The organism is Actinomadura rupiterrae (assembly GCF_024172125.1).
GTDB lineage: Bacteria > Actinomycetota > Actinomycetes > Streptosporangiales > Streptosporangiaceae > Spirillospora > Spirillospora rupiterrae.
The window spans coordinates 185,862-206,253 of sequence record NZ_JAMZEA010000018.1 but is presented as its reverse complement, the minus strand read 5'-3'; the positions used below and the strand labels follow the sequence as shown (position 1 = coordinate 206,253).

Here is a 20,392-nt window from a genome sequence, read left to right as displayed (position 1 = left end):
GGCCCAGCCGAACGGCCCCGCCTGATCGACCCTGGCCTGTCCGGTCCCGGACAGGTTCGCTCCCCTGCGTGAAGCCCCCGGTCCTTGACCCTGCCGTCGCGCGGACGTAAATTCAACACATGATGAGTTCTGTACCGGCCGTCTCCGTGCAGGGCCTCCGGGTCGAGCGCGGCGGCAGGACCGTGCTCCGCGACCTCTCGTTCGAGGTGCCGCGCGGATCGGTGCTCGGCCTGATCGGGCCGAGCGGATGCGGCAAGACGACGCTGATGCGCTGCCTGGTCGGCGTGCAGATCGTCAAGGCCGGGACGGTCACCGTCCTCGGCGAACCGGCCGGGTCGAAGGGGCTGCGCCGCCGCGTCGGGTACGCCACGCAGACGCCCGCCGTCTACGCCGACCTGTCCGTCCGGGAGAACATGCGGTACTTCGCGGCCGTCCTCGGCGCGCCGCGCACCGACGTGGACCGGGTGATCGACGAGGTCGGCCTCGGCCACCACCGGGACCAGGTCGTCGCGACGCTGTCGGGCGGGCAGCTGAACCGCGCGAACCTCGCCGTCGCGCTGCTCGGCGACCCCGAGCTGCTCGTCCTGGACGAGCCGACCGTCGGCCTCGACCCGGTCCTGCGCGAGGAGCTGTGGGAGCTGTTCCGCGAGCTGTCCGGGCGCGGCCGGACGCTGGTGGTGTCCAGCCACGTCATGGACGAGGCCGTCCGCACCGACCGGCTGCTGCTCATGCGCGAGGGCGAGTTCCTCGCCGACGGCGCGCCGGACGAGCTGACCCGCCTCACCGGGACCGCCGACCTGGAGGCGGCGTTCCTGCACCTGATCCACGAGCACGCGGGGAGCCCGGCATGAGCCTCTCGATCACCCTCGCCACCACCCGGCGGATCCTGGCCCAGCTCCGGCACGACCACCGCACGCTCGCGCTGCTGATCGGCGTGCCGAGCCTGCTGATGATCCTGCTCCGGTACGTGTTCGACCAGCCCGTCCTGTTCGACCGGATCGGCCCGCTGCTGCTCGGCCTGTTCCCATTCGTGATCATGTTCGTGGTGACCTCGGTCGGCACCCTGCGCGAGCGCACCGGCGGCACGCTGGAACGGCTGATGACCATGCCGACCGGCAAGCTGGACCTGCTGCTCGGCTACGCCCTGGCGTTCGGCCTGCTGTCCCTCGCGCAGGTCGGCGTGGTGCTGCTGATCTCGCTGACCTGGCTCGGCCTGGACCTGTCCGGCCCGGTCTGGTCGCTGGTGCTGGTCGCCGTGCTGGACGCGCTGCTCGGCATGGCGCTCGGGCTGTTCGCCAGCGCGTTCGCGCGGACCGAGTTCCAGGCCGTCCAGTTCATGCCCGCGTTCGTGCTGCCGCAGGTGCTGCTGTGCGGGCTGTTCATCCCGCGGGACGGCATGGCGACCTGGCTGCGGGTGATCTCCGACGTGCTGCCGCTGTCCTACGCGGTGGACGGCATGCAGCGGGTCTCGCGCGAGGCGTCCTTCTCCAGCTCGCTGCTCTGGGACGTCGTGGTGATCGCCGCCTTCACGCTGGGCGCCCTCGCCCTCGGCGCGGCCACCCTCCGCCGCCGCACCGCCTGACCCCGGGCGGGCACGGAGCGGTGATCGTTCCGCGCGGCTGGGTATGACCCTGGACGACGCGGGACGGGACGGAGGCCGTCGCGCGCTCGTCCGGAAGGAAGGCCCGTGCTCCGCCACGCTCTGCTCGCCGCCTCGCACAGCCGCGCCGCCCGCAAGGTCGTGCGGAGCGCGCCCGGCACGCGCGGCCTCGTCCGGCGGTTCGTCGCGGGCGAGACGATCGACGACGCGCTGCTCGCCACGCGCGACATCGCGGGGCAGGGCCTGCTGGTCAGCCTGGACGCGCTGGGCGAGGACACCCTCGACAGCGACCAGGCCGCCGCGAACGTGGACCACTACGCCGAGCTGCTCGGCCGCCTGGGCACCGGCGGACTCGCCGACCGGGCCGAGGTGTCGCTCAAGCTCAGCGCCGTGGGCCAGGCCCTCGACGAGGACCTCGCCCTGGAGAACGCGCGCCGGGTCTGCGCCGCCGCCAAGGAGGCGAACACGACCGTCACGCTCGACATGGAGCAGTACGAGACGGTCGACTCGACCCTGCGGGTCGTGGCCGAGCTGCGCCGCGAGTACCCCGAGACGGGCGTCGCGATCCAGTCCTACCTGCGGCGTTCGGAGGAGTACTGCGCGGAGCTGGCGCACTCGGGCTCGCGCGTCCGGCTGTGCAAGGGCGCCTACAGCGCGCCGGAGTCGGTCGCGTTCACCAGCGGCGTCGAGATCGACAAGTCCTTCGTCCGCTGCATGCGGGTGCTGATGGCGGGCCAGGGCTACCCGATGATCGCCACGCACGACCCGCGCCTGATCGAGATCGGGGGCGCGCTCGCCTCGCTGCACGACCGCGACCCGTCCGGGTACGAGTACCAGATGCTCTACGGCATCCGGCCGCAGGAGCAGCGGCGCCTCGCGGGGGAGGGCGCGCGCGTCCGGGTGTACGTGGCGTTCGGCCGCGAGTGGTACGGCTACTTCATGCGCCGCCTCGCCGAGAAGCCCTCCCACCTGGGGTTCCTCTTCCGGTCGATCGCCACCAAGTCCTGACACACCCCCCGCCTCCGCCGCGTCTCGGAGTGCGGACGGCTCCGGCGGTCGCACGGAGGCCCTCGCTACGCTGGGACGCGTTCCCCAGACGTCCCACGGCTTAGGTGTGCAGAATGATCGCGATTCTCGGTGCGGGCAAGATGGGCGAGGCGCTGCTGTCCGGCGTGCTGCGGGCCGGACGCCGCCCGGCCGAGCTGCGGGCGACCGCCCGCCGCACGGAGCGCGCCGCGCTGCTGACCGAGCGGTACGGCGTCGAGTGCGTCGCCAACAAGGAGGCCGCGCGCACCGCCGACGTGCTCGTCCTCGCGGTGAAGCCGCAGGACATGGGCGCCCTGCTGGACGAGATCGGCCCGCACGTCCCGGCCGGCACGCTGGTGGTGTCCATGGCGGCGGGGATCACCACCGGGTACGTCGAGGACCGGCTCGGCGACGGCGTCCCGGTCGTCCGGGTCATGTCGAACACGCCCGTCCACGTGGACGAGGCGATGAGCGTGATCTCGCCCGGCTCGCACGCCGGGGAGGAGCACCTCAAGCTCGCCGAGGAGCTGCTCAGCCCGGTCGGCAAGGTGCTGCGCATCCCCGAGTCGCTCCAGGACGGCGCGACCGCGCTGTCCGGCAGCGGCCCTGCCTACTTCTACTACCTGGTCGAGGCCATGGTCGACGCGGGCATCCTGCTCGGCATGCCGCGCGCCGCGGCGCTGGAGATGGTGATCCAGTCGGCCGTCGGCGCGGCGGTCATGCTGCGCGACTCGGGCGAGCACCCGGTGCTGCTGCGCGAGGCCGTGACCTCGCCGGGCGGGACGACCATCGCGGCGATCCGCGAGCTGGAGAAGCACGGCGTCCGCGCGGCCGTGCTGGAGGCGATCGAGGCCGCCCGCAACCGCGGCCGCGAGCTCGCCGCCGGCTGACCATCCGGTCGGAGGCCCCGGCGTAGACTGGGCCGGGGGGCGATACGGACTCGCGGGGTGGCACGAACCCCGTCCGAGCAGGCGGATTGAACCTTGAATCACCCGCGTCCGTGTCGAAGGTATGAGATACGTGCTTCGCGTGCTGGTCGCCGCCGGACTCATCGTGGACGCCGTGGTGCACTGGCGCTACGCGCCGCAGATGAAGTACGTGCCCGGCGGGTCGATCCACGCGGACAAGATCTTCTACGCCCAGGCGGTCGTCGCGGGGGTCGTGGCGCTGCTCGTGCTGTTCCACGCGCGCCGCTGGACGTACGCGGTCGCCTTCCTCGTGGCCGCGAGCGCCGTGGGCGCGCTGCTCCTCTACTACTACGTGGACGTCGGCGCGCTCGGCCCGCTTCCCAACATGCACGAGCCGATCTGGTACGCGCAGAAGACCGAGTCGCTGGTGGGCGAGGGCATCGCCGCCGTCGCGGCGGTGATCGGCTTCCTGACCGTCCGGCCGTCGCGTCCGGCGGCCGAACGGCGCGTCCCGGAACGCGTCCGCTGACCAGGCGGCCGGTGGCCGGGCACGCCTGCAGGGCACAGAGGTGCGGGGGTTCGCTGAGCAGGGGCCGCGTGATCGGGAGGCGGCGGCGGGGGCGCCGCCCCTGATCAGGCGACGGCGGACGCCGCGACCGGCTCGGTCCGCGTGACGCGCGTGACGAAGCGGGCCGCCTCGCTCATCGCGGCGCTGGCCTCGGGCAGCACCCGGTTCAGGATCTGGAAGACGTGCATCTGGCCGGTCCAGACCTGGAGCTCGCAGTCCACGTCCGCCCGGTCCAGGACGTCCGCGAGGGCCTCGGCCTCGGGACGCAGCACCTCCGCGCCGCCGACCTGGACGAGGAACGGCGGGGCGTCCGCCCAGGGGCAGGCGAGCAACGCGAGCCGCGGATCGTCGAAGCCCGTCGGGCCGACGACGACGCGCGCCAGCCTGCGGGCCGCGTACGCGCTGATGTACGGATCGCGCGCGACGCGCTGCTCCTGCGTGGAGAGTTCGCAGGTCAGGTCCACCCAGGGGGAGAACAGGACGGTCCCGGCCGGGCGCGGGAGCCCAGTGCGCATGATCTCGCCGGTCAGCGACGCGGCGAGGTGGCCGCCCGCCGAGTCCCCGGCGAGGACGATCCCGGACGCGGGGACGCCCCGGTCCAGCAGCCAGCGGTACGCGGCGAGCGCGTCCTCCAGCGGCGCGGGGAACGGGTGCTCGGGCGCCATCCGGTAGTGCGGCGCCAGCACGGGCAGGCCGGTCTCGACGGCGAGCCGCGAGGTGATCGGGCGGTGCGTCCGCGGCGAGCACACGACGTAGCCGCCGCCGTGCAGGTAGAGGATCGCGCCGCGGGACGTGGACGCGCCGGCCGGGGAGCGGCTGACGACCCACTCGCCGACCACGGGCGGCGCGTCCGTGCCGGTCTCGACGCGGGGGTCGACCAGGGGCAGGACGCGGGCGCGCTGCCCCGCGCGCATGAGGAGAGACGCCGCGTCCACGGTGGAACGGGCGGCGCGCAGGCCCGCGGCATGGCCCGGCACGCGGTGGATGAACGGCCGCAGCCCCAGGTAGAGGGCTTGGGAGAGCGCCCGGCTGCGGATGCTGGGCCGGTGGTCGTGCGTCCAGCGCTCCGGATCGGCGGGCGCGGTGGCGGGCACGGGCAGAGGGGTCACCTCCGCCGTCGGCTCGTCGGGTGACTTCGGGTCCATGAACACCCCGTCCGTCATGTTTTCGATGTGTTACGCCTTTTTCGGCGTGTTACCTAGATGCCCGATACGGCATGTAGTTCACGTCACAACTTTGTCGCGCTCCGACACGTTTCCCGACGATGTGCGGGGTAGGGGTGCGTCTCCGGAGTCGTCCGGACGCGCTGGGTAGACGACGGCTGCCCGCCGTACGGCTCCGGGCGCCCGTCCCGGGTGATCCGGGCCACGGGGCGTGCCGCTACCGTGAGAGCCATGACCAGCCCCTCGGCCACCGGCAGGTGCGACCTCACGGTCTTCTGGGACGAACGGCTCACCTCCTACGACTTCGGCCCGGGGCACCCCATGAACCCCGTCAGGGTCGAGCTGACCATCGCGCTCGCCCGCGAGTTCGGCCTGCTGGACGCGCCGGACGTGCGGGTCTCCGAATTCGACGCGGCGGACGACAAGCTGCTCCGGCTCGTCCACGACGAGGCCTACATCGCGGCCGTCCGGCACGCGGGCGAGACCGGCCTGCCGGAGCCCGCGCACGGCCTCGGCACCGACGACAACCCGGTCTTCCTCGGCATGCACGACGCGTCCGCCCTGGTCGCGGGCGCGTCGGTCGCCGGTGCGAAGGCCGTCTGGACGGGCGGGACCGGGCACGCGGTGAACGTGTCCGGCGGGCTGCACCACGCGCTCGCCGGCGCCGCCAGCGGGTTCTGCGTCTACAACGACCCGGCGATCGCGATCGCCTGGCTGCTGGAGAACGGCGCCGAGCGCGTCGCCTACGTGGACGCCGACGTCCACCACGGGGACGGCGTGCAGGCGGCGTTCTACGACGACCCGCGGGTGCTGACGATCAGCCTGCACGAGACGCCCCGGACGCTGTTCCCCGGCACCGGGTTCCCCAACGAGAGCGGCGGGCCCGGCGCCGAGGGCACGGCCGTGAACGTCGCGCTGCCGCCCGGCACCGGCGACGCGCTCTGGCTGCGGGCCTTCGACGCGGTCGTCCCCGCGCTGCTGCGGGCGTTCCAGCCGCAGATCCTGGTGACCCAGCACGGCGCGGACGCGCACGCGCTCGACCCGCTCGCGCACCTGGTCCTCACCGTGGACGGCCAGCGCACCGCCGCCGAGAGGCTGCACCGCCTCGCGCACGAGGTCGCGGGCGGGCGCTGGCTCGCCACGGGCGGCGGCGGGTACGAGCTGGTCCAGGTCGTCCCGCGGACCTGGACGCACCTGATCGCCGAGGCCGCCGGACGGCCGATCCCGCCTGACACGGCGACACCGGAGCACTGGCGCGAGTTCGTTCGCGGCCGGGTGGACGAGATCGCGCCGCGCCGGATGACCGACGGCCACCCGACCGTCGAGTTCCATCCCTGGTCGGAGGGCATGGACCCGGCGAACCCGGTGGACCAGGCGGTGCTCGCGACGCGCCGCGCGGTGTTCCCGGAGCACGGCCTCGACCCGATGCTGGACCTGTGATGGCCGACGTCCCGACCCGCGAGGAACTGCGCGTCCAGCTCGTCCGGACCATGATCGCCGGGGACGTCGCGACCCCCCGCCAGAACAACCTGCTGCACTACCGGCGGATGGCCGCCCGCAACCCCTACTACCTGTTCGGGCTGCACTTGGCCGGGCCGTGGACCGAGCGGGACGTGCTGGAGGCCATGGTCGAGCAGTGCGGCGTCGACCCGAACCCGCTGCACCTCTACGGCGACGACACGATCGACCCCGAGCTGACCCTCGACGCGCTGGAGGCGATGGGCGACCGGATCGGCCTCGCCGCCGAGCGGCGCGAGACCGTCCTGCTCGCGACCGGCCATCCGGCCACGCTGACGCCCGTCTACCAGGCCGTCGCGGAGGCCCTGGCCGACCGCGGCTGCCGCGTCCTCACCCCGGCGGGCGGCTGGACGTACGAGATCGAGAGCTACGGCCGCCGCGAGCTCCGCCGGATCACCTACGCGCCCGCGGGCGTCGCGATGCTGGAGGACGGCACCGGACGGACCGTCCACACCCACGACGCCGCCCCGATGAACGCGATGCTCGACGAGCTGCGCGCTGCTTCCGGCGAGGCAGGGGAGCCCCCCGCTTCCGGTGAGGGTGGGGAAGAGCGCGCTTCTGGTGGTGCCGGGGAAGAGCCCGCTTCCGGTGGTGCCGGGGAAGGTTCCGCTATCGCCTCGGAAGGCGGCGTGTGGCCTAAACCTGATTTTTGGCCGGATCTGGCCATCGCCGATCACGGCTGGGCGGGCGCGGCCGGCGAGGCGGGCATCGACACGGTCGGTTTCGCTGACTGTAACGACCCCGCGCTGTTCGCGGGCCGGGCCGAGGGCAAGATCCAGGTCGTGGTACCGCTGGACGACGGCGTATCGCCGCACCATTACGCCCCGTTGACGGCTTACCTCCTGGCCCGCGCCGGTCTGGAGTGAGGTCCGGAACCGGATTTCCGGGATGACCGCGTGTCACTGCGTGTGACGAGGGGCCAGATCCGTGGCCACCGGGGCGTCCGGGGCCGCGACGATCGACGGAGTCGCAGGTCAATGCCTGTTCCGGGGACTCGAACAGAGATCGCTGCACGCTCGGTGCCGTCCCGATGGCGCTGCGTCCGGAACAGCACTGTGGCCTCGGCGTCAGGTCGGGTGGTGCAAATGGGTGGAACTCCCCTCTTGCGACTGTCGGTACACGATTTACGCTGGGGGAAGAACACGTGCGTGATCAAAGTCACCCAAAGGGCCGGTGCGCGGCACGTGTGGAAGAGGGCGTCCGATGAGCTCAGGCGAGCGACCTCTGAGTGAGGTCAGGTTCCTGACCGTCGCCGAAGTGGCGGCGGTGATGCGGGTGTCCAAGATGACCGTCTACCGCCTCGTCCACTCGGGCGAACTCCCCGCCATCCGCGTGGGTCGTTCGTTCCGCGTGCCCGAACAGGCTGTACACGACTATCTGCGCGACGCGTTCATCGAAGCCGGATAGCGGGGCATCCGATCGGGGAGGACGACGACAAGGACGGCCGGGGCTCCCGCAGGCCCCGGCCGTCCTGCCTTCCTTTCGCCCTTCCCTGAGCCCCCGCCGTCCTGCTGCCGGTTGCGGCCGTCCGCCGGCCGGGTGACGCGCGAGCGACCCCCGCGTGTCCCACGGACGACGCCGGTACGACCCGGCCCCTGTGGCGATCGCGTGCCACGACCTGCCGCCGGACCTCTCCGACCCGCTCGGACGTGCGGATGTGTGGAAGCGCCGGGACCGGGCAGTGCCCTGGACGGACCGGCTTCGGCTCAGCGGTACCCTTGGGCGACGGACCATGCGCGCAAGGTGGCTCGCCCATCGTGAGCCCCGCCTCGCACCTGGCCCGTCTCCTGTACCGCACCGATTTGCCGAGCGAGGTCCCGTGGGCTCTGTCATCAAGAAGCGTCGCAAGCGGATGGCGAAGAAGAAGCACCGCAAGCTTCTGAAGAAGACGCGCATCCAGCGCCGCAACAAGAAGTAAACAAGACGCCGGCAACAAAGCCGTAAGGGGTGGGGCGCACAGTGTCCTCCATGCCCTCCACCGCGGCCCGTGTCGTCCTCGTCACGGGCGTCTCCCGTTTCCTGGGGGCGCGGGTCGCGAACACCCTCCAAGCAGACCCGGGCATCGAGCGCGTCATCGGCGTGGACACGGTTCCGCCGACGGCGCCGCTGGGCCGCACCGAGTTCGTGCGGGTGGACATCCGCACGCCCGGCATCGCCAAGGTCATCTCGTCCGCCGGGGTGGACACCGTGGTCCATCTCAGCCTGGTCACCGGCCAGGGCGGACCGCGGGCCAAGGCGAAGGAGCTGAACGTCATCGGGACGATGCAGCTGCTCGCCGCGTGCCAGCGCTCGCCCGACATGCGCAAGCTGGTGGTGCGTTCCTCCGCCGCGGTCTACGGCTCGTCCCCGAAGGACCCGGCGGTCTTCACCGAGGAGGACGAGGCGGTCGAGGCGCCCGCGCACGGCTACGCCAAGGACACCGCCGAGATCGAGGGCTACGTCCGGGGGCTGACCCGGCGCCGCTCCGACCTCACGGTCTCGGTGCTGCGGTTCGCCAACTTCCTCGGCCCGGGTGTGGACTCCCCGCTCACCCGGTACCTCGCCATGCCCGTCGTGCCGACGGTGCTGGGGTTCGACCCCCGGCTCCAGTTCGTGCACCCCGACGACGGGGTCGAGGTGCTGCGCCGGATGACCGTCGAGGACCATCCCGGCCGCTTCAACGTCGCGGGGGACGGCGTGATGCTGCTGTCGCAGGCGCTGCGCCGCGCGGGGCGCCCGCACGTCCCGGTCCCGGCCCAGTCGATGTCGGCGTTCGGCGGGCTCGGCCGCCGGTTCGGCGGGATGCCCGCGTTCTCCCCGGAGCTGCTCCGCTGGCTCATGCACGGCCGCGTCCTCGATACGGGGAGGCTCACCGCGGAGCTGGCCTGGCGTCCCAAGTACGGTTCAGAGGAGGCGTTTGCCGACTTCGCCTCCGGGTTCGGCCGCGGTGCGCCGCTCGCCCTGCTCGACCGGCTGGCGGCGGCGATCGGACGCGACTGACCGTCCTCGCGAGGGAGGAGTGACCGGCATGAACGCCCACCACCAGGAGAGGGTGGACGAGGTGGACGGCGCGCGGGTCATCCCGATCCGCCCCGGCGATCCCGGCCCCGACGCGTCCGGTATGCCCGATACATCCGCCTCCGCCCCGCCGCGCTCCGGCCGGCATCCCGTGGAGCGCGCCGTGGCGTCCGGGCTGGCGTTCCTGCGCCGCCGCATCACCGGCGACTACGAGGTGGACGAGTTCGGCTTCGACCCGGAGCTGAACGCGAACGTCCTGCTGCCGATGGCCCGCGCCCTGTACGAGCGCTGGTTCCGCGTCGAGCTGGTCGGCCTGGAGAACGTCCCGGCCGAGGGCGGCGCGCTGCTGGTCTCCAACCACTCCGGCACCGTCCCGCTGGACGGGATCATGCTGTCGGTCGCGACGCACGACCACCTCCACCGCCCGCTCCGGCTGCTCGGCGCCGACCTGGTCTACCAGGTCCCGGTGCTGGCGCACCTGGCCCGCAAGGCCGGCCACACCCTCGCCTGCCCGGCCGACGCGGCGCGGCTGCTCGGCAAGGGCGAGCTGGTCGGCGTGTTCCCGGAGGGCTTCAAGGGCATCGGCAAGCCCTACGCCGACCGCTACAAGCTGCAGCGGTTCGGCCGCGGCGGCTTCGTCGAGACCGCGCTGCGCGCCGACGTGCCGATCATCCCGACCGCGGTGGTCGGCGCGGAGGAGATCTATCCCAAGATCGCCGACCTGAAGCCGCTGGCCCGGCTGCTCGGCCTGCCGTACTTCCCGATCACCCCGACGTTCCCGCTGCTGGGCGCGGCCGGGCTCGTCCCGCTGCCGTCCAAGTGGGTGATCCGGTTCGGCGAGCCGATGCCGCTCTCCGAGTACGGCCCCGAGGCCGCCGACGACCCGCTGACCGTGTTCAACCTCACCGACCACGTCCGCGAGACCGTCCAGCAGATGCTCTACGAGACCCTGCTCCGCCGAGGCCACCCGTTCCTCTGACGGCTGCCCCACTCCTCTGACGGCAGCTCCGCTCCTCTGACGGCCGCCTCGGAAATCCGGTCGCGCCCGACCGAACGGTTTTCGCGGCGCCGCTGGTCTCTTCTTCGAACGTGCTGGTTTACGTGAGGAGAGGCTGATGATCGACCTGACGCCGGCGTGCGACGCGATGGCGCGCATGCTCTCCGCCCTCGGCGACGGCGAGCTGGACGCCGCGACCCCCTGCTCCGAGTACACGGTCGCCGGGCTGATCGGCCATGTGGACTTCGCGGCGCGCAACTTCACCGCGATGGCCCGGGCGGACGGCGAGACGCCCGCGGAGGCGGACGGCCCGGACGGCGTCGCCGCGCACGTGCGGGACCTCGCCGCCGCGTGGAATCGCGAGGGCGCCTGGTCCGGGTACTCCGAGGGCGCGGGGGTGAAGCAGCCCAACGCGGTGTGGGGCATGATCGCGCTCAACGAGATCGTCGTGCACACCTGGGACTTCGCCAAGGCGACCGGGCGGAGTTTCGAGATGCCCGAGGAGACGCTGCGGGCCTGCTACGAGCACGCCTCGGCGTTCATCCCGCAGGCACCGATCGCCGGGTTGTGGGGGCCGCCGGTGGACGTCGCGGGCGACGCCCCGCTGATCGACCGGCTCGCCGGGGTCAACGGCCGCGACCCGTCCTGGACCGCCTGACACGCCCCTTGCGCGGTGGGGACGGCTCGGGCCGTTCCCACCGTGCATGTCGGACATGATCACTATGGTGCCGGGGCATGGCCTTCGCTCCCACACCCGACCTGACCGCCCTCCGCGCCAAGCTCCCGACCGCCTCGGCGGCGGTGGCCTGGAAGACGGCCCGGGAACTCGTCCATTACGGCGACGACGACTCCCTCGAACTGGCAGATGAGTTCGTCGAGGCCGGCGCCGTCCCGACCGACAAGCTGCTCCGGTTCTGGCCGAAGGCGCCCGACGCGGACAGGTTCGCCCAGTTCGTCCTCGCCCCGGCGTTCGTCCGCGAGGGACGGGACCACCTCGAACTGCGCAAGGTCATCTCGCTGGAAGGCGTCCGGCACCTGACCAGCCTGCGCAGGCTGGTGCTCACCGGCTGCAAGGCGCTGACCGACCTCTCCGAGCTGGCGGGCCTGACCGAGCTGCGCCGCCTCGACCTCCAGGGCGCCGCCGCCCTCACCGATCTGTCTCCGCTCGCGGGCCTGAAGGCGCTGCGGTCCCTGGACCTCGCGTCCTGCCGCAGGATCCGCGACATCTCCCCGCTGTTCGGACTGCGCGAGCTGCGCTGGCTCGACCTCAGCAGTTCCGGCGTGACCAGCGTGGACGGGTTCGGCGAGGCCTTCCCCGAACTGCGGTTCCTGAGCCTGAGCAACTGCCGGTCCATCGACGACGTGACCGGGCTGTCCGGGCTGCGCGCGCTGGAGGAGCTGGACCTCCAGGCCACCAAGGTCCACTCGCTCGCCGACCTGCGCGATCTCGGCTCCGTCCGCGAGCTGACGCTGCACTGCCCTCGCCTGACCGCGCTGGACGGGATCGACACGATGCCCGCGCTGGAGCGGCTGTGGCTCAGCGGCGCCACCAAGCTGAAGAGCCTGGACGGGCTCGGCCACCATCCGCGCCTCACCCACCTGGGCATGCCGGGCGCGGCCCTCCCCGACCTGCGCCCGCTGTCCCGGCTCCCCGCCCTCACCCGCGTCTCGCTCGACCGGCACACCAGGCTCACCTCCCTGGACGGCCTCGAAGGGCACCCGTCCGTCACGGAGGTCGGGCTGCACTACACGACCGACATGACGGACTTCTCGGCTCTGGCGGCGATGCCGACGCTCCGCGAGCTGACTGTCCAGGGGCTCGACCAGCTCACCGACCTCGTTGCGTTCTCCGGGCTGCACGAGTTGGAGGAGCTGAGCATCGTGTTCATGAAGGACCTGCGCGCGCTCGGCGGCCTGGCGGACCTGCCGTCCCTGCGCTGCGTGCGACTCCACGGTCTGCCCTCGCTCGTCGACCTGGGTACGCTTCCCGCGCTTCCGGCGCTCGAAAAGGTCGGGATCTCCGACTGCGACGCGATCCCGCGCGCGACGCTGGCGGACCTGGCCGCCCGCGGCCTCTACAAGAGCTGACCCGCGGGCTGTACGCGGCCTGAGCGGGCTGCCGGACGGGTGTCACTCGTGATCGCTAGGGTTCGGGCGCATGACCTCCCCCGCTCCCGTCCCTGACCTGATCGCCTTGCGGGCGAAGCTTCCCGCCGCGTCCGCTGCGGTGGCCTGGAAGGCGGTCAGGGAACTCGTCCAGTACGGCGGCGGCGACGCCCTCGAACTCGCGGACGAGTTCGCCGAGGCCGCCGCCGTCCCGACCGAGAAGCTCCTCAAGCTGTGGACGAAGGCGCCGGACCCGGACGAGTTCGCCGGACTCGTCCTCGGTCCCGCCTTCGTCCGCGAAGGCCGCGACCACCTCGAACTGCGCAAGCGCACGTCGCTGGAAGGCGTCCGGCACCTGACAGGCCTGCGCACGCTGAAGCTGGACGAGTGCAAGAAGCTGCGGGACCTCTCGGAGCTGGCCGCGCTGGCCGGTCTTGAGGAGCTCGATCTTGAGGGCGCGAAGGCCGTCACCGAACTGTCCCCGCTGGCGGGCCTGACGAGGCTGCGGAACCTCAACCTCAAGGACTGCCAGGGCGTCTCGGACGTCTCGCCGCTGCTCGGCCTGCGGAACCTGCGCGTCCTCAACCTGATGAGCTCCGGGGTGCGGAGCGTCGCCGGGTTCGGCGCGGCGTTCCCGGAGCTCCGGCACCTCGATCTGACCTGGTGCCACCGCATCGACGACGTCACGCCGCTCTCAGGGCTGCGCGAGCTGGTCACGCTGAACGTCTACTGCAAGCAGGTCGGCTCGGTCGCCGGTCTGCGCGATCTCGACGCGCTCGCCGATCTCGGGCTGCACTGCCCGAGCCTGAAGAGCCTGGACGGCATCGACGGGATGTCCGCGCTGCGGAGCCTCAAGCTCACCGCGTCCGAGGGCCTGACCAGCCTGGACGGCCTCGGGCACCATCCCCGCCTCACCGAGCTGGCGCTGCCGAACGCCGCGCTTCCCGACCTGCGCCCGCTCTCGCGGCTGCCCGCGCTCACCGAGATCAAGATCAACGGCTACCAGCGGCTCGGCTCGCTCGACGGGCTCGAAGGGCACCCGTCGATCTCCAGGGTCGAGCTGGCCTACGCCCGGACCGTCCGGGACCTCTCCGCGCTGCACGCCCTGCCGGGGCTTCGCGAGCTGAGCGTCCGGGGCCTCTCCCAGCTGGACGACCTGGGCGTCTTCGCCGGACTGCGCGCGCTGGAGCACCTGGAGATCGGCTCGTTCGACGACCTCCGGACCCTCGACGGACTCGCGGACCTGCCGTCCCTGCGCGGCGTCCGGCTCGACTTCTGCCGCTCGCTCGTGAACCTGGACGCGCTGCTCGGCCTTCCGGCGCTCGAAGAGATCGAGATCACCGGCTGCCCCGTGCCGTCCGACACCCTGGCGAGTCTCGAAGCGCGCGGGATTCTCAAGCGCTGAGTCAGGAGCGGTAGTGCTTTCGGAGGGCGATGCCCGCGGCGACACCGCCCGCGAGAGCGCCCACTCCGGCGGCGGCGGGCAGCGCGACCATGGTCACCTTGCGGCCGGTGCGGAAGTCGTGGATCGGCCAGCCGTGCTCCCTGGCGTGCTCGCGCAGGGCGGAGTCGGGGTTGACCGCGTGCGGGTGGCCGACCGCGGTCAGCATCGGCAGGTCGTTGACCGAGTCGCTGTAGGCGGAGCAGTAGGCCAGGTCGAGGCCCTCGCGCTGGGCCAGCGCGCGGATCGCCTCGGCCTTGGCGCTGCCGTGCAGCAGGTTGCCGACGAGCCGTCCGGTGTAGACGCCCGCCTCGGTCTCGGCGACGGTGCCGAGCGCGCCGGTCAGGCCGAGCCGGTGCGCGATCGTCCGGGCGACCTCGACCGGGGTGGCGGTGACGAGCCAGACCTGCTGGCCCGCGTCCAGGTGCTGGAGGGCGAGGGACCGGGTGCCGCTCCAGATCCGGTCGGCCATCACCTCGTCGTAGATCTCCTCGCTGAGCCGGACGATGTGGGACACCTTCTGACCCGCGACGAAGGCGAGCGCCGCCTCGCGGGCGGTGGAGATGTGGTCGGCGTTCTCGGTGCCGCGGACCCGGAAGGCGGCCTGGCCGAGCGCGAAGGTGGCCAGGTCGCGCAGCGTGAACAGCTTGCGCGCGGCGAGGCCCCGGGCGAAGTAGTAGATGGACGCGCCGCGCATCATCGTGTTGTCGACGTCGAAGAACGCGGCCCCGCGCAGGTCGGCCTGGGCGGGCGGGCGGGGCGCCGCCGCGGCCGCCGCCGCCTCGCCCGCGCTCACGTGGTCCTCGTCCTCGCGTTGCCAGAAGTCACGCTGCCAGATTCGCCGCATGACCCGAGCGTATTCAACCCGCCGCACGCTCAGCCCTGCAGGTCTTCGGGCAGCATCCGGGTGAGCGACCGGACGGCGCGGTACTGCAGCGCCTTGACCGCGCCGGTCTTCTTGCCCATGACCACGGCCGTCTCGGCCACCGACAGCCCGTGCAGGAAGCGCAGCACCACGCACTGGCGCTGCTCCTCGCCGAGCCTCCGGACGGCAGCGAGGACGGCCCGGTGCGTGATCGAGTCCAGCACCGCCCGTTCGGGACCCTCCTGGGGACGCTCCGGTTCGAGCAGGTCGGCCGTGCAGACCTCCAGCCGGTACCGGCCGGACTTGAAGTGGTCGGCGACCAGGTTCCGGGCGATCGTGACGAGCCAGGCGCCGAAGTCCTTGCCCTGCCAGTTGAAGTCGGCCATCCGCCGCCACGCGCGCAGGAACGTCTCGCTGCACAGGTCCTCGGCGAGGGAGTGCGAGCCGACCCGGTAGTAGACGTACCGGTAGACCAGGTCCAGGTACCGGTCGTAGAGCCGTCCGAACGCCTCGGCATCCCCCTCGCGGGCGCGGAGCACCAGGGCCTTGGCCGGATCGTCCACGCCGGTGACCTCGCGGATGTCGCGGCCGGCACGGCGGGACGTGGCGGGCGCGCGCCGGAGGGAAGGACGGGTGAACGGTACGGACCGGATGTCGAGGGTCAAGCTGCTCATGCAGTTCTCCTCGGTGCGGACGCGACCCCAGGCGTGAAAGGCCACTGTAGATACGCCCCGGTATACGAGGCAATGCCCCCACCCCGCCCCCACCACCACATCGAACCCCCACCCCCCACCCCCCGCATCCCGAGGGATGAGGGGGGCGGAGGGACGGGCGGTAGGGCCGGAGGGGCTTGTGGGGGTTCCGGATGGGGTGCCCGGTAGTACCGAAACGGGCGGCTGCGGCCCGAATCGGCGCCCGGGTTACCTCTCATCCCTCCGCATCGGGCACCATGGGGCGCGATGGTCAACGCTCTCCTCGCCCTGCTGGCGACCCTCGGCGCCTTAATCGCCACCGGGTTGCTGGTCAAGCGCGCCTACACGGACCGCATGCTCTACCTGATCGCGTGGTCGGTCACCTCGGTGGGGCTGTCCCTGGCGCTGCTGGCCATGACGGCGGGCTTCCTCATGAAGTTCAACGGGCCGGTCTTCCGGGTCGAGGAACTCGGCGCGGCCCTGCTCGCGCCCGTCTGGCTCGCGCTCGGCATGGTGGAACTGATCGCCCGGCTCGTGCAGGTGCGGTTCGTAGCCTGGCTGTTCGCGGTCTCCTACACGCTGGTCGCCGTGGTCATCCTGCTGGTCGACCCGCTGAAGGTCACCGCGCTGACCAAGGACCTGCCCAAGCCGTCCAAGACCTACGACGCGCTGCCGCTGCTGCTGATCGACGGCGCGCACGTGGTGTCGGTGCTGGCGCTGGTCGGCTGCGCGGGCTTCACCGCGTGGCTGGCGTCCCGGCGGGACGTCGAGGCGCAGGAGCTGATGATCCCGATCGCGCTGGTCGCGCTCGCCGGGGTGCTGGTCGTCAGCGGCACCCGCGGGCTGCTGCCCGCGCCCGCCGCGGTGATCGCGCTCGGCGCCGCCGCCGGGCTGGTCTGGTACGGCTCGATGCGCACCCTCCCGGTCTTCGAGGAGGGCGAGGACGGCTACGACGAGCACCCGACCGGCTACGACGAGCCGCCCGCGCGGGCCGTCTCGGCGAACGCGATGACCGCCGCCCCGGACCGTCCGGCCGGACGCCGGCGGCGCCCGCCGGAGCCGATGCCGCAGCAGCCGCCCGTCCCGGCGCCGCCGCCCGCCGGTCCGCCGGCCGGTCCCGGCGGCCTGAACGGGCCGAACGCGCTGAACGACGTGATGGCCGCCGCGGCCGCTGCCGCCGCCGGTCCGCCCGACACGTCCCAGGTCTGCGGCCAGATCACCGTCTACACCCTGCTGGACGGCCGGGAGGAGGCGTTCGACCGGCTCGCCGCCGACCTGATCGCCGCCGCCCGCGGCTCCGAGCCGGACAACCTGGTCTTCACCTCGCACCAGGTGGTGAACGCGCCCACGCAGCGGATCTTCTACCAGCTGTTCCGCAACCAGGCCGCGTTCTCCGCGCACCAGAACCTGCCGCACCAGCGCCGCTTCCAGGCCGACTCGCGCCCGCACGTGCTGGCGACGAACGTGATCGAGATCCGGCTCGGCGCCGCCAAGATCCTCCCGCTGCCCGGCGGCGACGGCCCCGCCCCGCTGCCGCCCGGCGGAGCCCCGACCCCGCCCGGCCCGCCCAATGCAAGGCCGCGCCGATGAGCGGGAAACGCGTCGCGCCGATGAGCGAGGAACACGTCGCGCCGATGAGCGAGGGACACGTCGCGCCGGTGAGCGAGGTCGTGGTGACCATGCTCGGGAAGCCGGGGTGCCACCTGTGCGATGACGCGCGCGGGGTGATCGAGCGGGTCGTCGCGGACGAGGGCGTCCGCTTCGAGGAGCGCGACATCACCCAGGACGAGGAGCTTCAGCGCGAGTACTGGGAGCAGATCCCGGTCACGCTGGTCGACGGCGTCCAGGTGGACTTCTGGCGGGTGGACGAGGCGCGGCTGCGCGCGGCCATCGCCAAGAGGCGCCGGGCCTGACCATCCGGAATCGGCGAAATCGCGCTACCCGCTGAGGCGCGAATGTGTCAGACGGCCGAATGCGGTGTTCCGTCAGTCACACTCGTCCGCGGGGAAAACTGGGGCCCGACCGGCCGGAAAGGCCCAATCGGCAGTCGCTGACGTGCGATGACGCGCCCGGAAGCGCCGGAACGGCGGGCCCGCCGAGCCGGGGGTGACTTTGTGCGTGTATTCACAAAGGCTTAATCTGGAAGGCAGCCTCGGGTCCCGGGCACGGTTCCCGTCGCTTCCGGCCCGGACACGCCGTGACCGGACCGGACTCAGCGTCGAGCCCCCGAAGAGCAGGCCGTGACACCTCGACAGACCCGCCACCGCGACCGCGTGGACGCCACCCGGCCCCGGGGCATCCCGGAGGCCACCGTGGCCCGGCTGCCGGTCTACCTGCGGGCGCTGCACGCGCTCCAGGACCGGGGCGTCGCCACCGTCTCCTCGGAGGAGCTGGCGTCCGCCGCCGGGGTGAACTCGGCGAAGCTGCGCAAGGACCTGTCCCACCTGGGCTCGTACGGCACCCGCGGGGTCGGGTACGAGGTCGAGTACCTCGTCTACCAGATCTCCCGTGAACTGGGCCTGACCCAGGATTGGGTCGTGGCCATCATCGGGGTCGGTAACCTGGGCCGCGCCCTCGCCGGTTACGGCGGCTTCGCCTCCCGCGGCTTCCGCGTGGCGGGTCTGCTGGACGCCGACGAGGGGATCGTCGGGCAGGAGATCTCCGGCATGGCGGTGCAGCACATCGACCGCCTGGAGGACGTCATCGGCGAGCACGGCGTGTCCATCGCCGTGATCGCGACACCGGCGGGCGCGGCGCAGGGCGTCTGCGACCGGGTGGTGGCGGCGGGCGTGACCAGCGTGCTGAACTTCGCGCCGGTCGTGCTCACCGTCCCCGAGTGGGTGGACGTCCGCAAGGTGGACCTGTCGATCGAGCTGCAGATCCTCGCCTTCCACGAGCAGCGCAAGGCGGGCGGTCCGGACGGCCTCGGCGGCCTGGACGGCGCGCCGCGCGGGCTGAACGGCACGCCGCGCGAGCCCGTGCAGTACGTGGAGGCGGCCGAGTGATGCGCGATGGGACCGGCTCCGCCCGCCGGGCGCTCCGGTCGGGGACGATGGTGCGGACGGACGAGCGTGCCACGACCGGTAGGCCAGTGGCCCGGGGTGCGATGGACGAGCAGGCGATGAGCGAACGAGAGCGGGGAACCGGCCGATGAGCGTGCTGGTGGTGGGCCTCAGCCACCGCAGTGCACCGGTGGCGCTGCTGGAGCGCGCCGCGGTGTCGGGCGACGACCTGCTGAAACTGCTGCACTCGGTGCGCGATTGCGGGCACGTGTCCGAGACGGCGATCGTCTCCACGTGCAACCGGGTCGAGGTCTACGCGGTCGTCGACCGCTTCCACGGCGGCGTCACGGCCGTGTCGGAGCTGCTCGCGCTGCACAGCGGCGTCCCGCTGGAGGAGCTGTCGCGGCACCTCTACGTGCACTACGAGGAGCGGGCCGTCCAGCACGTGTTCGCGGTCGCGAGCGGCCTGGACTCGATGGTCGTCGGCGAGGGGCAGATCCTCGGCCAGATCCGGCAGGCGTTCAAGCTCGGCCAGGACGAGCACACCGTCGGCCGCGACCTGCACGACCTGCTCCAGCGGGCGCTGCGGGTCGGCAAGCGCGCGCACCACGAGACCGGGATCGACCAGGCCGGGGCGTCCCTGGTCAGCGTCGGCCTCGAAGTGGCCGAGAAGCACCTGGGCCCGCTGCCCGGCAAGCGCGCGCTGGTCGTCGGCGCGGGCTCGATGAGCTCGCTGGCCGCCGCGACGCTGAGCCGCGCCGGCGCGGGCGAGGTCGTGATCGCGAACCGGACGCACGCGAACGCCGTCCGGCTCGCCGCGTCCCTGGACGTCCCGGCCCGCGCGATCCGGATGGACGAGCTGACCGCCGCCCTCGCCGAGGCCGACCTGGTCGTCTCCTGCACCGGCGCGACCGGCCGCGTGATCACCGCCGGCATGCTGACCGGCGCGGGCGCCCGCCCCGAGCGGCGGTTCTTCCTGGATCTGGCGCTGCCGCATGACGTGGACCCGGGCGTCCGCGAGGTGCCCGGCGTCGCGCTGGCCGGGCTGGACGACCTGCGGGTCGCGCAGGAGGCGGCCAAGGCGGTCGGCCCGGAGGCGGTCGAGCAGGTCAAGCGGATCGTCTGCGACGAGGTCTCGGCGTACCTGTCGGCGGCGCGAGCGGCGGCGGTCGCGCCGACCGTGGTGGCGCTGCGGTCCAAGGCCACCGAGGTGGTGGACGCGGAGCTGGCGCGCCTGGCGGGACGGCTGCCCGACATCGACGAGCGGGCCTACAAGGAGATCGCCCAGACCGTCCGGCGGGTGGCCGACAAGCTGCTGCACCAGCCGACCGTCCGGGTGAAGGAGCTGGCCGCGGCGCCCGGGGGGGACGCCTACGCCGACGCGCTGCGCGAGCTGTTCGGCCTCGACCCGAGCAAGCCCGAGGCCGTGGTGCGCGCCGACAACATCGAAGGAAGCCAGACGTGACGGAATCGGACCGGCGACTGCGGCTCGGCACGCGCAGGAGCCTG

At 72.6% G+C, this 20,392-nt stretch carries 21 protein-coding genes; 18 read left to right on the top strand and 3 right to left on the bottom strand.

Features of this window, described 5'->3' with window-relative positions:
* The first annotated feature begins 119 nt into the window (after window positions 1-119).
* The 5 genes from FHU30_RS43795 to FHU30_RS43775 all read left to right on the top strand — a co-directional run bounded on the left by FHU30_RS43795 (window position 120) and on the right by FHU30_RS43775 (window position 4,063).
* Complete coding sequence (locus tag FHU30_RS43795; RefSeq protein ID WP_253883632.1) at window positions 120-851, top strand: ABC transporter ATP-binding protein; 732 nt, start codon at window positions 120-122, stop codon at window positions 849-851.
* On the top strand, window positions 848-1,582 hold the full coding sequence (locus FHU30_RS43790) for an ABC transporter permease (protein ID WP_253883631.1): 735 nt from the start codon (window positions 848-850) through the stop codon (window positions 1,580-1,582). The genes FHU30_RS43795 and FHU30_RS43790 overlap by 4 nt, the downstream gene beginning before the upstream one ends.
* Before the next feature lie 105 nt (window positions 1,583-1,687).
* Window positions 1,688-2,608, top strand: a complete 921-nt coding sequence (locus FHU30_RS43785; protein ID WP_253883630.1) for a proline dehydrogenase family protein — start codon at window positions 1,688-1,690, stop codon at window positions 2,606-2,608.
* Window positions 2,609-2,721: 113 nt separating this feature from the next.
* On the top strand, window positions 2,722-3,516 hold the full coding sequence (gene proC, locus FHU30_RS43780) for a pyrroline-5-carboxylate reductase (RefSeq protein ID WP_253883629.1): 795 nt from the start codon (window positions 2,722-2,724) through the stop codon (window positions 3,514-3,516).
* Between the two features lie 121 nt (window positions 3,517-3,637).
* Entirely contained in the window at window positions 3,638-4,063 is a 426-nt protein-coding gene (locus FHU30_RS43775; protein WP_253883628.1) for a hypothetical protein, read from the top strand.
* A gap of 104 nt (window positions 4,064-4,167) precedes the next feature.
* Here the strand turns inward: FHU30_RS43775 and FHU30_RS43770 are convergent, their stop codons facing one another.
* Entirely contained in the window at window positions 4,168-5,265 is a 1,098-nt protein-coding gene (locus tag FHU30_RS43770) for an alpha/beta hydrolase (protein WP_253883627.1), read from the bottom strand.
* A gap of 231 nt (window positions 5,266-5,496) precedes the next feature.
* Here FHU30_RS43770 and FHU30_RS43765 point away from each other — a divergent pair, with 231 nt between their 5' ends.
* The 9 genes from FHU30_RS43765 (at window position 5,497) to FHU30_RS43725 (ending at window position 14,288) form a co-directional block, all read left to right on the top strand.
* Window positions 5,497-6,705, top strand: a complete 1,209-nt coding sequence (locus FHU30_RS43765; protein ID WP_253883626.1) for an acetoin utilization protein AcuC — start codon at window positions 5,497-5,499, stop codon at window positions 6,703-6,705.
* Window positions 6,705-7,649 (top strand): phosphatase, encoded by a 945-nt coding sequence (locus FHU30_RS43760; RefSeq protein WP_253883625.1) that lies wholly within the window; start codon window positions 6,705-6,707, stop codon window positions 7,647-7,649. Before FHU30_RS43765 ends, FHU30_RS43760 begins: the two co-directional genes overlap by 1 nt.
* A gap of 337 nt (window positions 7,650-7,986) precedes the next feature.
* Window positions 7,987-8,190, top strand: coding sequence for a helix-turn-helix domain-containing protein (locus FHU30_RS43755; RefSeq protein WP_026414196.1), 204 nt, complete (start codon window positions 7,987-7,989; stop codon window positions 8,188-8,190).
* A 412-nt stretch (window positions 8,191-8,602) separates the two neighbouring features.
* Window positions 8,603-8,701: a 30S ribosomal protein bS22 gene (locus tag FHU30_RS43750; RefSeq protein WP_018654693.1), complete on the top strand. Its 99-nt coding sequence runs from the start codon at window positions 8,603-8,605 to the stop codon at window positions 8,699-8,701.
* A 50-nt stretch (window positions 8,702-8,751) separates the two neighbouring features.
* Window positions 8,752-9,762: an NAD-dependent epimerase/dehydratase family protein gene (locus FHU30_RS43745; protein ID WP_253883624.1), complete on the top strand. Its 1,011-nt coding sequence runs from the start codon at window positions 8,752-8,754 to the stop codon at window positions 9,760-9,762.
* Window positions 9,763-9,790: 28 nt separating this feature from the next.
* A complete protein-coding gene (locus FHU30_RS43740) occupies window positions 9,791-10,759 on the top strand; it encodes a lysophospholipid acyltransferase family protein (protein ID WP_308211505.1) in 969 nt (322 codons plus the stop codon).
* 136 nt (window positions 10,760-10,895) lie between these two features.
* The gene (locus tag FHU30_RS43735; protein WP_253883623.1) at window positions 10,896-11,435 is read left to right on the top strand and encodes a TIGR03086 family metal-binding protein; all 540 of its coding nucleotides are present in this window, start codon (window positions 10,896-10,898) and stop codon (window positions 11,433-11,435) included.
* 77 nt (window positions 11,436-11,512) lie between these two features.
* Window positions 11,513-12,865, top strand: coding sequence for a leucine-rich repeat domain-containing protein (locus tag FHU30_RS43730; protein ID WP_253883622.1), 1,353 nt, complete (start codon window positions 11,513-11,515; stop codon window positions 12,863-12,865).
* 70 nt (window positions 12,866-12,935) lie between these two features.
* Window positions 12,936-14,288, top strand: a complete 1,353-nt coding sequence (locus FHU30_RS43725) for a leucine-rich repeat domain-containing protein (RefSeq protein ID WP_253883621.1) — start codon at window positions 12,936-12,938, stop codon at window positions 14,286-14,288.
* A 1-nt stretch (window position 14,289) separates the two neighbouring features.
* Here the strand turns inward: FHU30_RS43725 and FHU30_RS43720 are convergent, their stop codons facing one another.
* Entirely contained in the window at window positions 14,290-15,171 is an 882-nt protein-coding gene (locus FHU30_RS43720) for an HAD family hydrolase (protein ID WP_253883620.1), read from the bottom strand.
* 29 nt (window positions 15,172-15,200) lie between these two features.
* Entirely contained in the window at window positions 15,201-15,863 is a 663-nt protein-coding gene (locus FHU30_RS43715) for a sigma-70 family RNA polymerase sigma factor (RefSeq protein WP_253883619.1), read from the bottom strand.
* Window positions 15,864-16,148: 285 nt separating this feature from the next.
* Between FHU30_RS43715 and FHU30_RS43710 the strand changes: the two genes are divergently transcribed.
* The 4 genes from FHU30_RS43710 (at window position 16,149) to FHU30_RS43695 (ending at window position 20,348) form a co-directional block, all read left to right on the top strand.
* Complete coding sequence (locus tag FHU30_RS43710; RefSeq protein WP_253883618.1) at window positions 16,149-17,471, top strand: putative quinol monooxygenase; 1,323 nt, start codon at window positions 16,149-16,151, stop codon at window positions 17,469-17,471.
* Window positions 17,472-17,515: 44 nt separating this feature from the next.
* A complete protein-coding gene (locus FHU30_RS43705) occupies window positions 17,516-17,794 on the top strand; it encodes a glutaredoxin family protein (protein WP_253883647.1) in 279 nt (92 codons plus the stop codon).
* Window positions 17,795-18,121: 327 nt separating this feature from the next.
* Window positions 18,122-18,886 carry a redox-sensing transcriptional repressor Rex gene (locus tag FHU30_RS43700; protein ID WP_253883617.1) on the top strand — a complete coding sequence of 255 codons (765 nt, stop codon included), beginning with the start codon at window positions 18,122-18,124 and terminating at the stop codon, window positions 18,884-18,886.
* A 145-nt stretch (window positions 18,887-19,031) separates the two neighbouring features.
* Entirely contained in the window at window positions 19,032-20,348 is a 1,317-nt protein-coding gene (locus FHU30_RS43695) for a glutamyl-tRNA reductase (protein WP_253883616.1), read from the top strand.
* Window positions 20,349-20,392: the final 44 nt, after the last annotated feature.

Bases quoted from the DNA above. Each gene is read 5' to 3' on its own strand.
- FHU30_RS43740 (WP_308211505.1), top strand. From the start codon at position 9,791: ATGAACGCCCACCACCAGGAGAGGGTGGACGAGGTGGACGGCGCGCGG.
- FHU30_RS43755 (WP_026414196.1), top strand. From the start codon at position 7,987: ATGAGCTCAGGCGAGCGACCTCTGAGTGAGGTCAGGTTCCTGACCGTC.
- FHU30_RS43760 (WP_253883625.1), top strand. From the start codon at position 6,705: ATGGCCGACGTCCCGACCCGCGAGGAACTGCGCGTCCAGCTCGTCCGG.
- FHU30_RS43795 (WP_253883632.1), top strand. From the start codon at position 120: ATGATGAGTTCTGTACCGGCCGTCTCCGTGCAGGGCCTCCGGGTCGAG.
- FHU30_RS43720 (WP_253883620.1), bottom strand. From the start codon at position 15,171: ATGCGGCGAATCTGGCAGCGTGACTTCTGGCAACGCGAGGACGAGGAC.
- FHU30_RS43715 (WP_253883619.1), bottom strand. From the start codon at position 15,863: ATGAGCAGCTTGACCCTCGACATCCGGTCCGTACCGTTCACCCGTCCT.
- FHU30_RS43775 (WP_253883628.1), top strand. From the start codon at position 3,638: ATGAGATACGTGCTTCGCGTGCTGGTCGCCGCCGGACTCATCGTGGAC.
- FHU30_RS43725 (WP_253883621.1), top strand. From the start codon at position 12,936: ATGACCTCCCCCGCTCCCGTCCCTGACCTGATCGCCTTGCGGGCGAAG.
- FHU30_RS43770 (WP_253883627.1), bottom strand. From the start codon at position 5,265: ATGACGGACGGGGTGTTCATGGACCCGAAGTCACCCGACGAGCCGACG.
- FHU30_RS43730 (WP_253883622.1), top strand. From the start codon at position 11,513: ATGGCCTTCGCTCCCACACCCGACCTGACCGCCCTCCGCGCCAAGCTC.
- FHU30_RS43695 (WP_253883616.1), top strand. From the start codon at position 19,032: ATGAGCGTGCTGGTGGTGGGCCTCAGCCACCGCAGTGCACCGGTGGCG.
- FHU30_RS43790 (WP_253883631.1), top strand. From the start codon at position 848: ATGAGCCTCTCGATCACCCTCGCCACCACCCGGCGGATCCTGGCCCAG.
- FHU30_RS43735 (WP_253883623.1), top strand. From the start codon at position 10,896: ATGATCGACCTGACGCCGGCGTGCGACGCGATGGCGCGCATGCTCTCC.
- FHU30_RS43765 (WP_253883626.1), top strand. From the start codon at position 5,497: ATGACCAGCCCCTCGGCCACCGGCAGGTGCGACCTCACGGTCTTCTGG.
- FHU30_RS43710 (WP_253883618.1), top strand. From the start codon at position 16,149: ATGGTCAACGCTCTCCTCGCCCTGCTGGCGACCCTCGGCGCCTTAATC.
- FHU30_RS43705 (WP_253883647.1), top strand. From the start codon at position 17,516: ATGAGCGAGGGACACGTCGCGCCGGTGAGCGAGGTCGTGGTGACCATG.
- proC (WP_253883629.1), top strand. From the start codon at position 2,722: ATGATCGCGATTCTCGGTGCGGGCAAGATGGGCGAGGCGCTGCTGTCC.
- FHU30_RS43745 (WP_253883624.1), top strand. From the start codon at position 8,752: ATGCCCTCCACCGCGGCCCGTGTCGTCCTCGTCACGGGCGTCTCCCGT.